Genomic DNA, 13,870 nt, shown 5'->3' with positions numbered 1-13,870 from the left:
ATGGTCGACCTCGAGAACCCGCCGGCGAAGACAACGGACAAAGCGACGCGCAGCGCGGCCCTGTGGGCCACCCTGGTCGCCGTTCCCGTCGCCGTGATCGTGGGTCTCGTCGCGTTCTGGCAGTTCACGCCCGGAAGCGAACAGACGGCGGCGGCCCCGAGCGCGTCCGCGCCGGCGCCGGTGCCGTCGACGCCGGTGCAGATGGCGGCCCCGGCTCTCGACGCGCACACCACCCAGGTGTGTCTCGCGGTCACGTCGCAGCTGCCGACCGAACTGCGCGGGCTGCCGGGCCGCAAGGTGACCGCCGGCCCCGAGCAGAACGCGGCCTGGGGGGAGCCGGCGATCACCCTCGCCTGCGGCGTGAAGCAGCCGGTGATGTGCGAGCGGGTCGACGGTGGCGCCGACGGCTGTGTGCCGCTGGACGCCACGATGCTGGCGATGGACGGCGTCTGCTGGTGGGCCGACGACGGGCCGGCCACCGACGTGTTCACCACGATGGACCGTGAGGTCGCCGTGCGGGTGAGTGTGCCCGGCAGCTACGAGCAGACCGGGCAGTGGGCCAACGAGTTCTCCGAGCCCGTGGTCAAGACCGTGAAGTCCACGACCAAGGGCGTGCCCAGCGGCTGCAAGGGTTAGTGCAGGCCGGTTCCGCGGCGCAGCGCCGTCCGGATCAGACGGTCGACGACCTTCGGGTATTCGAGGCCGGTGGCCGCCCACATCAGCGGGAACATCGAGGTCGGGGTCATGCCGGGCATCGTGTTGATCTCGTTGAGGTAGACCTGGTGGTCGGCGGTGACGAAGAAGTCGACCCGGGCCAGGCCGGCGCAGTCGAGCGCGGTGAACGTGCGGCGCGCGTATTCCTGCACCTGACGGGTCACGTCGGCGGGCAGGTCGGCCGGGATGTCGTAGCGGCTGCCCTGCAGGTATTTCGTCTCGAAGTCGTACCAGTCGTTGGCGTCGACGTGGATCTCGGCCAGCAGGGACGCCTCGGGCGCTCCCCCGGCCTCACCCTCGAGCACGCCGCATTCGATCTCACGGCCCACGATCGCGGCCTCGATCAGCACCTTGGGGTCGATCTCGCGCGCGGTGGCGACGGCCGTGTCGAGGTCGGCCCAGTCGGTGACCTTGGTGATGCCGTGCGACGAGCCCGCGCGTGACGGCTTCACGAAGACGGGCAGTCCGAGCCGTTCCTTGTCTTCCTCGGCCAGCGAGACCCCGGCCCGGAGCACCACGTACGGCCCGACGGGGATCCCCTCGGCGACCGCGAGCTTCTTGGTGAACTCCTTGTCCATGGCCGCGGCCGAGGCGAAGACGTTGGCTCCCACGTAGGGCAGACCGGCCATCTCGAGCATGCCCTGGATGGTGCCGTCCTCCCCGTAGGCCCCGTGCAGCACCGGGAAGACGACGTCGACCCCGGCCAGCGAGGACATGCCCTCGGCGGGATCGTGCACGATCAGCTCGGTGGCCGTCGGGTCGGCCGCCAGCACCACCGCGTGGCCGCTGGCCGCCGTGACCTCGGGCAGCTTCTTGTCGCGGATCGCCAGCGTCGAGGGATCGTCACCGGAAAGCACCCACCGGCCCTCACGGGTGATGCCGACCGGAAGCACCTCGTACTCGTCCGGGTCGAGCGCGCGCAGGATGCTTCCGGCGCTCACACACGAGATGGCGTGCTCGGAGCTGCGACCGCCGAAGACGATCGCGACGCGGGTTTTCCGAGGGGTCGTCACTTTCTTTGGGCCTCTCGCTAGCGGTCATGCCGGGGGTGACCCTACTCTGCGTTAGCCACTCGCGGGATCACCCGGCCTCGGGGCCGGGACAGGGGAACGGGCAGTTCATGAGAGCAGCACTCCACGTGATCGCCGGGCCGGGGCCCGGGCAATTGGCGACGATCGCGCACCCGCGCGCCGACGCCTGGCCGGTCGAGCAGTTCGGCGCGCTGGCCCGCGCCGGGGTCAACGTGCTCGTCTCGGCCCTGACCACTGTCGAACAGCATCGGCTGGGCTTCGGCGAGACCGTCTCGGTGGCCGCGTCGTACGGGCTGCAGTTCGTCTCGTTCCCGGTGCCCGACGGCGGCGTCCCGCGTGACGAAGCCGTGCAGGTCGTCGCGCTGGCCGGTCAGCTGGCGGGCCAGGTGCGGGCCGGGCGCTTCGTCGTGACCCAGTGCTTCGGCGGGATAGGACGTTCGACGCTGCTGGCCTGCACGACGCTGGTGCTGCTGGGAATCGCTCCGGGTGAGGCGCTGAGCCGGGTCACCGGCGGCACGGAGATGCCGGTGACCCAGGACTGGCTCTACGACTTCGTCTCGTCGCACCCGTTGCGCCGGCTCGCCGACTCGGCCTGAAAGAGCCGGACCCTCAGCCCGTACGCCGGACCGCCACATCGCGCATCAGCCGATGCACGGCGAGTCCGGCCGCCATGGTGGCCGCCAGCGAGACGGTCAGCGCGACCGCGAACGGCGCCCGCTGGGTCAGGTGCCCGAACTCGTCCATCCGGATGAGCCCGTCGGCCGCCGCGGCCGGAAGCGCGGCGGGGATGATCAGCAGCACCCCGGTCCACGGCCGGAACCGGTAGAACCCGGCCGCAATCAGGATGCCCGACGTCAGGTAGGCCGCCGTGGCCGGAAGCACATGCAGGTATTCGGCCGCGGCGTCGCCCAAGCGGAACACCGGGTAGCTGCCGGCGCGCTCATCGGCCAGGCCCAGCACCAGGCTCTCGGCGGCGTGGCCGAGCACGACCAGCGCCGGGACGACGAGGACGATGGCCAGCCAGAAGGTGGCCAGCCCGCGCAGGAACTCGTGCCGGGTCACGCCGTTGGTGACGAACAGCCGGAAGAACGAGCTGATCAGCAGGATGCCGCTGACGAGCGGCCAGTATTTGGCGGCCGAACCGAAGACGACCAGCCAGAAGCTGAACCGGAGCGGGCCGGCGAGCAGGATCACCGGCACGGCGGCGATCTCGACCGTGACGAGGATCGCCAGGCCCCAGAGGATGATCGGCCGGAAGATGCGGAGCAGGACCGCGTTGACGCTCATCGGGACGCCTCCAGGGTCTGCGGCTGCGAGGTGAGGTGGACGAAGAGGTCCTGGATGCCGAGCGGGCCGAAGGTCAGGCCGTCGCGCTCGCCGCGGGCCACCTCGTCCGGGTCGAGGGGGCCGTCCAGGGTCAGGGCTCGTACGCCGCCGAGGCTCTGCTCGCCGAGCACGGTGTGGCCGGCGGCGAACGCGGTGACCCGCCCGGCCGGCCCGGTCACGGTGACACCCCGGCCGCGCAGGGCATCGGTCTCGTCGTGCAGCAGGATCCGGCCCCGGTCCATGATGATCACTCGCTCGAACAGCTCGGCCACCTCCTCGATGAGATGGGTGGAGAGCACGATCGTGCGCGGATGGGCCAGGTAGTCGGCGAGCAGCTCGCGGTAGAAGAGCGTGCGGGCCACCGCGTCCATGCCCAGGTAGGTCTCGTCGAGGATGGTCAGCGGCGCGCGGGAGGCCAGCCCGAGGGTCGCGCCGAGCATCGATCGCTGGCCGCGGGACAGCGCCGAGACACGCTTGCGCGGGTCGAGCTCGAAGATGTCCAGCAGCTTGCCGGCGTATTCGGCGTCCCAGGTCGGGCGCAGCCATCCGGCGACGGCCAGCACGTGCCGGACCCGGTCGGAGTCGCTCAGGTCGAGGGTGTCGCGGATGAAGCTGGTCCGCCGCATGATCCGCGGATTTTCGAACGCCTCCTCGCCGTCGGCCAGCACCGAGCCGGAGCTTGGCCTGCGATAGGAGGCGAGGACGCTGAGCAGGCTGGTCTTTCCCGAGCCGTTGCGGCCGAGCAGGCCGTAGATGGTGTCGGCAGGCAGGGTCAGATCGACGTTGTCGACGGCGACCGTGCTGCCGTACCGGACCGTGACGCCCCGCATCTCGATCATCGCCGGCTCCCCAGATAGTCGGTGATCTCGTCGACGTCGATGCCCACCCGCTTGGCCTCGTCGAGCATCGGCTCGACCACCTCGGCGAAGAACCGCTGCCGCCGCTCGGCCCGCAGCTTGGCGGGCGAGTCCGGGCTGACGAACATGCCGATGCCACGCCTCTTGTAGAGCACGCCCTCGTCGACCAGCTGGGCGAAGCCCTTGGCCGCGGTGGCCGGGTTGATGCGGTAGAAGGCGGCGTACTGATTCGTGGACATGACCTGGTCGTCCTCCTTGAGGGTCCCGCTCAGGATGTCGTTCTTGATGCCGTCGGCGATCTGCAGATAGATGGGGCTGCGGTCGTGGAACACCCGAGCCTCCCTCGTTCAGCGGTTCACTACTGATGTAACGAACCATAGAGCCCGCGGGACAACGGAGGCAAGGGTGTGTTGGATTCAGGCCGCGAAAGTCTGGGGCAGCACGCCGTCGTCCCAGAGCCGGTCCAGGTGGTCGAGGAAGCCGACCAGGCTGCGCTCCAGCTCCCGCCGCTCGGCCGGCGGAAGCGTGGCCAGGGGATCGCTGAAGACCAGGCCCTCGGGGTGCTTGGCCCGGGTGCCGACGAACTTGCGGCACGAGCGGCACCACACGTAGCTGACCAGCGTCGGGCGGCGGGCGTTGGCGGGCGCGTTCACGTAGGCCCGCAAAGTCACCGCGCCGCACGCCGGGCATTCGCGTTCGCCGGGCGAGGCGAAGAAGCTCTCGCCCTGCGTCATCGCCGCTACCTGGTCACCGGAGAAGCTGTCCCAACTCACTCCGGCACGGTAGATCAGGCTTCGTCGAGCGCGGCCGTCAGGTCGGCCAGCAGGTCCACCGTGTCTTCGATGCCGCACGAAAGGCGTACGAAACCCGGGGTGGTGTCGTCGCCCCACTGGGCCCGCCGGTCGGCCGTGGTGTGCACGCCGCCGAACGAGGTGGCCGCGAAGACCAGCGACGCCGCCGTCAGGAACCGGGCCACCCGCTGGGCATCGCCGAGGTCGAACGACACCACGCCGGGGATGCGCCGCATCTGGGTCGAGGCCACCGCATAGGACGGGTCGGAGCTCAACCCCGGCCACCGTACGCCGGTGACGTCGTCCCGCCCGCTCAGCAGCGCGGCCACGGCGGCCGCGTTCTGGCTCTGCCGGGCCAGGCGCAGGTCGAGCGTGGCGATCGAGCGGTGGGCCAGCCACGCGTCGAAGGCGCCGGGGACCGCGCCGGTGTGCTTGCGCCAGCTCTCGACCTTGGCGTACAGCTCGGCGTCGTTGGTGGCCACGTAGCCCAGCAGCACGTCGGAGTGGCCGGTCAGCGCCTTGGTGCCGGAGGCGACGACCAGGTCGGCCCCGAGCGCGAGCGGATTCTGACCCAGCGGGGTGGCGGTGGTGTTGTCGACGGCGACCAGCGCGCCGGCCGCGTGGGCCAGGCCGGCGACCGCGCGGATGTCGCAGACGTCCAGGCCCGGATTGGCCGGCGTCTCGAGCAGAACGAGGCGTACGCCCGCGAAGTCGGGATAGGGGCCGGCGGTCGGCACGGCGATCGACTTCACACCGAGGTCGCGAAGGGTGCTCTCGGCGAAGCTGCGGACCGTGAAGTAGCCGTCGGAGGGCAGGGCCACCGTGTCGCCCGTACGGAGCACAGAGAGCAGCAGAGCGGTGATGGCGGCCTGCCCGCTCGCGAAGGTCAGCGCCGGGCCGCCCTCGAGCTCGCCGATCGCCGACTCGAGCAGGCGCCGGGTCGGGTTGTCGGGGCGGCCGTAACCGTTGTCGCCGACCTGACCCTCGGCCGGGTCGAGGTGGTAGGGCGCGGCGAAGACCGGGCCGGGCAGGAACGGATCGCCCGCCTCGGCCTCCGGCAGTCCGGCGTGTACAACCCGCGTGCCGTCCGAGTAAGTCACTCTGGCTTCATCTCCCGACCCATCAGCAGCTTGACGGCGACCCGCGGGTCCACACCCTCGTGGCAGACGCGCTCCACCTGTTCGGTGATGGGCATCTCGACCCCGTGGGCGCGCGACAGATCGCGGATCGCCAGGCAGCTCTTCACGCCCTCGGCGGTCTGCCGGGCCGCGACCTGCGCCTGCTCCAGAGTCTTACCGAGTCCCAGCTGCTCGCCGAAAGTGCGGTTGCGCGACAGTGGCGACGAACACGTCGCGACCAGGTCGCCCAGGCCGGCCAGACCGGCGAAGGTGAGCGGGTCGGCGCCCAGCGCGACACCCAGGCGGGCCGTCTCGGCCAGTCCGCGGGTGATCAGCGACGCCTTGGTGTTGTCGCCCAGGCCCATCGCCGCGGCCATGCCGTAGGCCAGGGCGATCACGTTCTTCACGGCCCCGCCCAGCTCGCAGCCGACCACGTCCTCGCTCGTGTACGGCCGCATGTAGGGCAGGGCGAGGGCGTGCTGCACGGCCCGGCAGCGGTCGTGGTCGTGGCCCGCCACGACCGTCGCGGCGGGCTGCTCGGCGGCGATCTCGGGCGCCAGGTTGGGCCCCGACACGACCACCACGCGCCGGGGATCGACGCGTGCCGTCTCGACGATGACCTGGCTCATCCGCTTGGTCGTGCCGAGCTCGATGCCCTTCATCAGCGAGACGACCGTGGAGTCGGGCTCGAACGCGCCCGCCCACTCGGCCAGGTTGCCGCGCAGCGTCTGCGACGGCACCGCGATCGCCACCAGCTCGGCGCCGGACACCGCCTCGGCGACGTCGCTGGTGGCGGTGATCCGCTCGGGCAGCTTGAGCCCGGGCAGCGCGCTCTCGTTGAGATGCTGCTCACGGATCGAGGCGGCCACGGACTCGCGCCGGGCCCAGATCGTGACATCGGCGCCCGCCTCGGCCAGCATCTTGGCGAAGGCCGTGCCCCAGGCGCCGGCCCCGATCACCGCCGCGCGGGCCATCAGGCGTCCTCGGCGTTCGTGATCCGCTTGTGGGGGCGGTCGTAGAGGGTGGCCGGCGGCGTCTGGCCGCGCAGCTCGCCCAGCAGTGCGCTGATGTCGTACATGATCGTTTCGGTCATCTCCTCGAGCACGGCGCGGGTCGGGGTCGCGCCCTGCCACTTGCTCAGGTCGACCGGCTTTCCGGCGGTGACGGTCACGGGCGTACGCGGGCGGAAACGCAACTTGCTCGTGCGCGGGTCGAAGATCTCCTCGGGCCCCCAGGTGGCCACGGGGATCACCGGCGCGCCGGTCAGCAGGGCCAGCCGGGCCGCGCCGGTCTTGCCGCGCATCGGCCACAGATCGGGCTCGCGGGTGGTCGTGCCCTCGGGATAGATGACCACCGCGCCGCCCTGCCGCAGCGCGTCGACCAGCACGTCGAGGGACTTCACGGCCTCGACGCTGCCGCGTTCGACCGGGATCTGCTGGACCTTGCGGAGGAAGCCGCCGAGCAGCGGCACCTTCCACAGGCTGGCCTTGCCGAGGAAGCGGGGCCAGCGGCCGGCGCTGAAGAGGTAGTAACCGACGACGACCGGATCGAAGTGCGACACGTGATTGGAGGCGATGATCACGCCGCCGGACGGCGGGATCTTGTCGGTGTTCAGCCAGGTCCGTCTGGTCCAGACCTTCAGCACCGGGATGACCAGAAGCGCCGCGAAACGCCGCCAGAACCCGAGCCTGCGGTGTGCCACGGCCCCTCCTGCCTGCTGATCCTGCTCTGACGCGGCATGGCCCCCGCCACCCTGTCGTCCTACCTGCGACGAAATCATGCCTGCTCCGGGGCTGCGGTACCAGGTAGGGGTGCCGGCGGCGATCGCTGGCAGACTTGGCCCAATGGTGCGGGACTGGACTGCGGTGATGCCGGTCAAGCGGCTGGGCGCCGCCAAGAGCCGGCTGCGTGGCGCGGTTCCGGCCGCCCGGCACGGGGACCTGGCGCTGGCGATGGTGCGGGACACGGCGTCGGCGGTGCTGGCCGCCTCGGCGGTGGCCGAGCTGCTGGTGGTGACCGACGACCCGGTGGCCGCGGCCGCGGTGACCGGCCTGGGCGCCCGGGTGGTGCCGGACCGGCCGGACGCGGGGCTCAACGAGGCGATGGCCTACGGCGCCGACGAGGTGGCCGGGCTGGGCCGGCATCGGGCCGTGCTGGCCGGCGACCTGCCCGCGCTGCGTCCCGGGCAACTGGACGCGGCGCTGGCCGCGGCCCGGGCCGGGCGCGGCTTCGTGGCCGACGCCGCGGGCACCGGCACGGTGCTGCTGGCCGTGGGGCCGGGCGAGCCGCTCGACCCGCACTTCGGCCCCGGCTCGGCGGCGGCGCACGCGGCCTCCGGGGCGAGCCCGCTGGAGGGCGACTGGCCCGGTCTGCGGCAGGACGTCGACACCCCGGCCGACCTGACCACCGTGCTCGGCCTGGGCGCCGGGCGGCACACCTGTGAGCTGCTGCGTGACCTGGGACTCGAGGTGGCCTGCGTCTCAGCGGCGTGACCGGTAGTTTCTAGGCATGCAGGGCACCATCGCGACCTTCGACCCCGCCTCCCGCAGCGGCACGCTGCTGCTCGACGACGGCACTGAGCTGGCCTTCGGGGCACCCGCCTTCGACGCCTCGGGGCTGCGCAAACTCCGGCTCGGCCAACGCGTCGACATCGAGGCCGATCACGACGGAGGCGTCCGGCAGGTGAGAATTCCCGGAGTTGCCTGAGACCATCGAAAGCTCGTCCGTTTCACGTTCCGCGGAAACCGGCAATGATGGTGCGATGCACACCTCGCCCCGGACCCCCGAACCCCGCCGGCGTGGCCCGAACGGCCGCTATCTCCCCCGTACCACCCCGACCGATCCGGCACCCGTGGGCGAGACCGTGGTAGCCGCAGATCCGACACCGACGGAGCAAGTGGTGACCAGCAGCACCGAGACCAGCGACCGCACCGAGCAGGCCGAGCCCGAGCGGCCCGAGCTGCCGGATGACCGGTTCCTCAACCGCGAGCTCTCCTGGCTCGACTTCAACGCGCGGGTGCTGACCCTCGCCGAGGACCCGGAGACCCCGCTGCTCGAACGGGCCAAGTTCCTGGCCATCTTCGCCAGCAACCTCGACGAGTTCTACATGGTGCGGGTGGCGGGCCTGAAGCGGCGGCTCAACGCGGGCCTGCCCATGCGCGGCGGCGACCGGTCGTCGCTGCGCAACCAGCTCGAGACGATCTCGCAGCGCACGGCCGACCTGGTGACCCGGCACTCCGCCTGCTTCGCCGACGAGGTGCGGCCTAAGCTGCAGGCCGAGGGCATCGAGATCGTGAAGTGGGCCGATCTGGACGCCCCCGAGCGCGAGCGCCAGCGCACGTATTTCCGCGAGCAGGTCTTCCCCGTGCTGACCCCGCTCGCCGTCGACCCGGCGCACCCGTTCCCGTACATCTCGAACCGCTCCTTGAACCTCGCGGTCGTGCTGCGTGACCCCGAGGACGCCGGGGGCGAGCTGTTCGCGCGCATCAAGGTGCCGAACAACGTGCCGCGGTTCGTGACCGTGCAGAACGACAGCCGGGCGGTGCGTTTCCTGCCGGTCGAGGAACTCATCGCCGTGCACCTCGATCAGCTGTTCCCGGGCATGGAACTGCAGGAGTGGCACCCGTTCCGGGTCACCCGCAACGCCGAGCTCGAGGTCGACGAGGACCGCGACGAGGATCTGCTGCAGGCCCTCGAGCGCGAGCTGGCGCAGCGCCGTTTCGGCCCGCCGGTGCGTCTCGAGGTGGCCGCCTCGATCAGCGATCACGTACTCGACCTGCTCGTGCGCGAGCTCGACGTGGTCAGCTCGGACGTGCAGCGGGTGCCCGGTCTGCTCGACATGTCGGCCCTGTGGCAGGTGTTCGGCGAGTGCGACCGCGACGATCTGAAAGACCGCCCCTTCGTGCCGTCGACGCACCCGCAGCTGGCCGACGGCGAGGTGCCGCGCAGCGTCTTCAACCGGCTGCGCGAGAGCGACATCATGGTGCACCACCCGTATCACTCGTTCTCGACGAGCGTTCAGCGCTTCATCGAGCAGGCCGCGGCCGACCCGAACGTGCTGGCCATCAAGCAGACGCTCTACCGCACCTCCGGTGACTCGCCGATAGTCGACGCGCTGGTCGACGCGGCCGCGGCCGGCAAGCAGGTGGTGGTGCTGGTCGAGGTGAAGGCGCGCTTCGACGAGGTGGCCAACATCGCCTGGGCACGCACGCTGGAGCGGGCCGGCTGCCACGTCGTCTACGGCCTCGTCGGTCTCAAGACGCACTGCAAGACGGCTCTGGTCGTGCGACAGGAGGGCAACCAGATCCGCCGCTACTGCCACATCGGGACGGGCAACTACCACCCCAAGACCGCCCGCCTGTACGAGGATTTCGGCATGCTCACGGCCGACCCCGAGATCGGCGCCGACGTCACCGACCTGTTCAACGTGCTCACCGGGTACAGCAGGCAGAGGTCGTACCGGCGGCTGCTGGTGGCCCCGCACGGTGTCCGCTCGGGCCTGATCGAGCGGATCGAGGAGCAGGCCCGCATCGCCCGTGGCGGCAACGAGGCGCTGGTGCAGATCAAGGTGAACTCGCTGGTCGACGAGGAGACCATCGACGCGCTCTACCGCGCCTCGCAGGACGGCGTGAAGGTCGACCTGATCATCCGGGGCATGTGCGCGCTGCGGCCCGGCGTACCCGGTCTGTCGGACAACATCCGGGTTCGCTCGATCGTCGGACGCTTCCTGGAGCACTCGCGGGTGTTCCGGTTCGGACCGGGCGACGACTCCGAATACTGGATCGGCTCGGCCGACATGATGCACCGCAACCTCGACCGCCGCGTCGAGGCGCTGGTCCGCGTCACGCTGCCGACCGCCCGCGAGGAGCTGCGCTACGTGCTCGACCTGTCGATGAGCGACGGCACCGAGGGTTTCGACCTGGACGGCGACGGCAACTGGCACCGGCATCCGACCAACCTCGCGGAGCCGCACGTGCACCTGCAGGAGGCCCTGCTGCGCCGGGTGATCGGCAAGGCGTCCTGAGATGACTACCGAGTCAACGAAATCGGTGGTTCTCGCGGCCGGCGGAGTGCTCGTCCGCGACGGCCAGGTGTGCCTGGTGCACCGCCCGCGCTACGACGACTGGGCGCTGCCCAAGGGCAAGCTCGACGACCTCGAGCACCCGCTCGCCGGTGCGGCCCGCGAGGTGCTGGAAGAGACGGGCTGGCGGGGCCGCGTACGGCTGGCTCTGCCCGATGTGGCTTACACGCTGCCCGACGGCCGGCCCAAGACGGTCCACTACTGGCTGATGGACGCCGTCGGCGACGGCGGCCCGGTGCAGGACACCGACGAGGTCGACGAGATCGCGTGGCTGTCGCCGGCCGAAGCGATCGAGCGGGTCAGCTACGCCGACGAGCGCGCGGTGCTGGAACACGTCGCCGCGCTGCCGCCGGTGACCGACGTGGTCGTGCTGGTGCGGCACGCGCACGCCGGCGAGCGCAAGAAGTGGTCCGGCAACGACGCGCTGCGGCCGATCGACGAACTGGGCCAGGAGCAGGCCGAGCGGTTCGCCGTGATCTGCGGTCCGATCGGGCCCGAGCGACTCGTCACCGCGACGCCGCTGCGCTGCAAGCAGACCCTGGAGCCGCTCGCGGCGTCGCTGGGCGGGATGCCGATCGTGGTGGACGGCGCCTTCGCCGAACCGGTTGAGGCCGACGACGCCCCGGCCAAGGCCAAACTGGCCGCGCAGCGCCTGCTCGAGCTGCGGTCGGCGACCAGCCTGCCCGCGATCTGCAGCCAGGGCAAGATAATCCCGCACCTGCTGGCCGCCCTGCGCGACGAGGCCGACCCGGAGCCCTACAAGACGCCCAAGGGTCAGGCCTGGCTGCTCACCTGGAGCGGCGACCGCTTGCTGGAGCCGACGCGGCTCTAGCGGCCCGACCCGCCCCCACCGGCACCGGATCGGCCCGCCAGTAGCCGATCAGGTCGCCGGTGAGCCAGCGTGCCCGCCACAGCTCGTCGTCGCGCGGTTCCCAGTCGCGGAACGGCAGCAGCGCCACCCGCCAGCCGAGCACGCAGACGAGATACCAGTTGTAGAGCGGGATAAGGCCCAGCCAGGCGTCCCGCCGCCGGTACGACGCCCAGGGCGCCAGCACGCGCACGGCGACGGCGCCGCACGCGCACGTGACCATCCAGTCGAGCAGTTCCGAGCCGGTGTACCGCTCGGCCAGAGTGCCCAGCGTCCAGCCGGGCACCACGGCGGCCGCGAACACCAGCGTGGCGATCAGCGACCTGCTGACCAGCCCCCGCGGCGATGCTCTGCGCTCCATGCCCCGGACGGTAGGCGCAGCAACGGTTTGCGCGCCCGCACACACGAAAGGCGTCCACCGTTAGGGTGGACGCCTTATCGGCCCAACATTGCGCAATCCGCCAAACTAGCGGGACTTGCGCGCCGTGCTCGTGGCGCGAGCCCGTGCCGGAGTGGCAGCCGCGGCCGCCGTGGTGGTCTTGCGGGCGGTCGTCTTCTTGGCGGCCGCCGTCTTGGTAGCGGTGCTCTTGGCCGGGGTGGCCTTGGTGGCGGCCGTCTTCTTGGCGGCCGTCGCCTTGGTAGCGGTGGTCGCCTTGGCGGCGGTGGTCGCCTTGGTCGCCGTCGACTTGGCCGGGGCGGCCTTGGTGGCGGCGGTCTTCTTGGCCGCCGTCGCCTTGGTAGCGGTGCTCTTCGCCGGGGCGGCCTTGGTAGCGGCCGTCTTCTTGGCCGCCGTCGCCTTGGTAGCGGTGGTCGCCTTGGTCGCCGTCGACTTGGCCGGGGCGGCCTTGGTAGCGGCCGTCTTCTTGGCCGCCGCCGTCGTCGTCTTGGTTGCGGTTGCGGGGGTCGCAGCCGCCTTCGTTGCGGCGGTCTTCCGCGCCGTGGTCGCCTTGGTGGCGGGGGCAGCCTTGGTCGCGGTGGCGGCCTTGGTCGCCGTCGCCTTCTTCGCCGGAGCGGCCGCCTTCGCGACCTTTCCGGCCGCGACCATCTCGCGGAAGGCGGTGCCAGGCTTGAATGCCGGCACGGAGGTTTTCTTTACTTTCACCGGCTCGCCCGTACGCGGATTGCGGGCGGTACGCGCATTGCGTGCCCGCTTCTCGAAGACGCCGAAGCCGGTGATAGCAACTCGATCGCCCTTGGTGACAGCACCCTGCACCTCGGCGATGACCGCATCCAGTGCCGCCGTGGCGGACTTACGGTCTCCCAATCGGGCTGCCAGCGCCTCGATGAGCTCGGCCTTGTTCACGGTTTTCCTCCCAAACGTGAGAACTGAGCCTCACTGGCCCAATGCGAGCCATTCTGCGCGCACCGTATGCCCTCTGACCAGCGGACACAAACATTAGTGTCATAAAAAACCCTTGCGTTACAACGAATTCGCCCCCGCCAGGGATGCGGCGGGGGCGAAAAACGCTGTGTTGACTAGGGTTTTCGCCCTCAGGCGGTCACCGGCTTGAAGGAAGGACGATTTTTCTCGAACGAGGTGATGATGTCGGCGTGGCGGAGGGTCAGTCCGATGTCGTCGAGGCCTTCCATGAGGCGCCAACGGCTGAAATCGTCGATCGGGAACGACCAGGAGGCGTCGTCCGCGACCACCCGGCGACCCCCGAGGTCCACGGTGATCTGCTTTTCCGGCTCGCTCTCGGCCAGATCCCACAAGGCTTCCACAGCCTTCTGGTCGAGCTGGACGGGCAGCAGCCCTTCCTTGAGGGCGTTTCCGCGGAAGATATCGCCGAAGCGAGCGGCGATGACCACCTTGAAACCCCAGTCGCGCAGGGCCCAGACGGCGTGCTGACGCGATGATCCGGTGCCGAAATTGGGGCCGGCGACCAGGATCGTGGCCCCGGTGTAGGCCGGATTGTTGAGTACGAAGCCCGGGTCGTCGCGCCACGCGCTGAACAGACCGTCCTCGAATCCGGTGCGAGTTACCCGCTTCAGATAAACGGCCGGGATGATCTGGTCGGTGTCCACGTCGGAACGGCGTAGCGGCATCACTTTGCCGCTGTGAGTGACGAACTTGTCCATCTGTCG

General features: G+C 70.6%; 17 protein-coding genes. 6 read left to right on the top strand and 11 right to left on the bottom strand.

Annotation, left to right across the window (positions count from 1 at the left end):
• Window positions 1-636 carry a DUF3515 family protein gene (locus ACZ3I4_RS28655; RefSeq protein WP_465385126.1) on the top strand — a complete coding sequence of 212 codons (636 nt, stop codon included), beginning with the start codon at window positions 1-3 and terminating at the stop codon, window positions 634-636.
• Here ACZ3I4_RS28655 and ACZ3I4_RS28650 read toward each other — a convergent pair.
• Window positions 633-1,727, bottom strand: coding sequence for a D-alanine--D-alanine ligase family protein (locus ACZ3I4_RS28650; RefSeq protein ID WP_465385125.1), 1,095 nt, complete (start codon window positions 1,725-1,727; stop codon window positions 633-635). The two genes, ACZ3I4_RS28655 and ACZ3I4_RS28650, sit on opposite strands and share 4 nt — an antisense overlap.
• A gap of 107 nt (window positions 1,728-1,834) precedes the next feature.
• Here ACZ3I4_RS28650 and ACZ3I4_RS28645 point away from each other — a divergent pair, with 107 nt between their 5' ends.
• Window positions 1,835-2,341: a protein-tyrosine phosphatase family protein gene (locus tag ACZ3I4_RS28645; protein WP_465385124.1), complete on the top strand. Its 507-nt coding sequence runs from the start codon at window positions 1,835-1,837 to the stop codon at window positions 2,339-2,341.
• 13 nt (window positions 2,342-2,354) lie between these two features.
• On the opposite strand, the gene ACZ3I4_RS28640 is transcribed toward ACZ3I4_RS28645, so the two are convergent.
• The 7 genes from ACZ3I4_RS28640 to ACZ3I4_RS28610 all read right to left on the bottom strand — a co-directional run bounded on the left by ACZ3I4_RS28640 (window position 2,355) and on the right by ACZ3I4_RS28610 (window position 7,539).
• The gene (locus tag ACZ3I4_RS28640; protein WP_465385123.1) at window positions 2,355-3,032 is read right to left on the bottom strand and encodes a hypothetical protein; all 678 of its coding nucleotides are present in this window, start codon (window positions 3,030-3,032) and stop codon (window positions 2,355-2,357) included.
• Window positions 3,029-3,910, bottom strand: a complete 882-nt coding sequence (locus tag ACZ3I4_RS28635) for an ABC transporter ATP-binding protein (protein WP_465385122.1) — start codon at window positions 3,908-3,910, stop codon at window positions 3,029-3,031. Before ACZ3I4_RS28635 ends, ACZ3I4_RS28640 begins: the two co-directional genes overlap by 4 nt.
• A complete protein-coding gene (locus tag ACZ3I4_RS28630; protein WP_465385121.1) occupies window positions 3,907-4,260 on the bottom strand; it encodes a GntR family transcriptional regulator in 354 nt (117 codons plus the stop codon). Before ACZ3I4_RS28630 ends, ACZ3I4_RS28635 begins: the two co-directional genes overlap by 4 nt.
• An 84-nt stretch (window positions 4,261-4,344) precedes the next feature.
• Entirely contained in the window at window positions 4,345-4,701 is a 357-nt protein-coding gene (locus tag ACZ3I4_RS28625) for a hypothetical protein (protein ID WP_465385120.1), read from the bottom strand.
• A 14-nt stretch (window positions 4,702-4,715) separates the two neighbouring features.
• Window positions 4,716-5,819 (bottom strand): cystathionine gamma-lyase, encoded by a 1,104-nt coding sequence (locus tag ACZ3I4_RS28620; RefSeq protein WP_465385119.1) that lies wholly within the window; start codon window positions 5,817-5,819, stop codon window positions 4,716-4,718.
• Window positions 5,816-6,811, bottom strand: coding sequence for an NAD(P)H-dependent glycerol-3-phosphate dehydrogenase (locus ACZ3I4_RS28615; protein WP_465385118.1), 996 nt, complete (start codon window positions 6,809-6,811; stop codon window positions 5,816-5,818). Before ACZ3I4_RS28615 ends, ACZ3I4_RS28620 begins: the two co-directional genes overlap by 4 nt.
• Entirely contained in the window at window positions 6,811-7,539 is a 729-nt protein-coding gene (locus ACZ3I4_RS28610) for a lysophospholipid acyltransferase family protein (RefSeq protein ID WP_465385117.1), read from the bottom strand. The genes ACZ3I4_RS28615 and ACZ3I4_RS28610 overlap by 1 nt, the downstream gene beginning before the upstream one ends.
• 142 nt (window positions 7,540-7,681) lie before the next feature.
• Between ACZ3I4_RS28610 and cofC the strand changes: the two genes are divergently transcribed.
• From cofC to ACZ3I4_RS28590, 4 genes are read left to right on the top strand one after another with little or no spacing between them, the layout of a single operon-like run.
• Window positions 7,682-8,329: a 2-phospho-L-lactate guanylyltransferase gene (gene cofC, locus ACZ3I4_RS28605; RefSeq protein WP_465385116.1), complete on the top strand. Its 648-nt coding sequence runs from the start codon at window positions 7,682-7,684 to the stop codon at window positions 8,327-8,329.
• A 16-nt stretch (window positions 8,330-8,345) separates the two neighbouring features.
• Window positions 8,346-8,543 carry a cold-shock protein gene (locus ACZ3I4_RS28600; protein ID WP_465385115.1) on the top strand — a complete coding sequence of 66 codons (198 nt, stop codon included), beginning with the start codon at window positions 8,346-8,348 and terminating at the stop codon, window positions 8,541-8,543.
• 55 nt (window positions 8,544-8,598) lie between these two features.
• Entirely contained in the window at window positions 8,599-10,860 is a 2,262-nt protein-coding gene (locus ACZ3I4_RS28595; RefSeq protein WP_465385114.1) for an RNA degradosome polyphosphate kinase, read from the top strand.
• A gap of 1 nt (window position 10,861) precedes the next feature.
• Window positions 10,862-11,749 (top strand): NUDIX hydrolase, encoded by an 888-nt coding sequence (locus ACZ3I4_RS28590; RefSeq protein WP_465385113.1) that lies wholly within the window; start codon window positions 10,862-10,864, stop codon window positions 11,747-11,749.
• On the opposite strand, the gene ACZ3I4_RS28585 is transcribed toward ACZ3I4_RS28590, so the two are convergent.
• From ACZ3I4_RS28585 to leuD, 3 genes are all read right to left on the bottom strand, one after another.
• Window positions 11,706-12,146: a hypothetical protein gene (locus ACZ3I4_RS28585; protein WP_465385112.1), complete on the bottom strand. Its 441-nt coding sequence runs from the start codon at window positions 12,144-12,146 to the stop codon at window positions 11,706-11,708. The two genes, ACZ3I4_RS28590 and ACZ3I4_RS28585, sit on opposite strands and share 44 nt — an antisense overlap.
• A gap of 105 nt (window positions 12,147-12,251) precedes the next feature.
• A complete protein-coding gene (locus ACZ3I4_RS28580) occupies window positions 12,252-13,088 on the bottom strand; it encodes an HU family DNA-binding protein (RefSeq protein WP_465385111.1) in 837 nt (278 codons plus the stop codon).
• Window positions 13,089-13,276: 188 nt separating this feature from the next.
• On the bottom strand, window positions 13,277-13,864 hold the full coding sequence (leuD, locus tag ACZ3I4_RS28575; protein ID WP_465385110.1) for a 3-isopropylmalate dehydratase small subunit: 588 nt from the start codon (window positions 13,862-13,864) through the stop codon (window positions 13,277-13,279).
• Window positions 13,865-13,870 lie beyond the last annotated feature (6 nt).

This window comes from Actinoplanes sp. NPDC021490, assembly GCF_055562135.1.
This window is presented reverse-complemented; position numbering and strand designations above follow the sequence as displayed.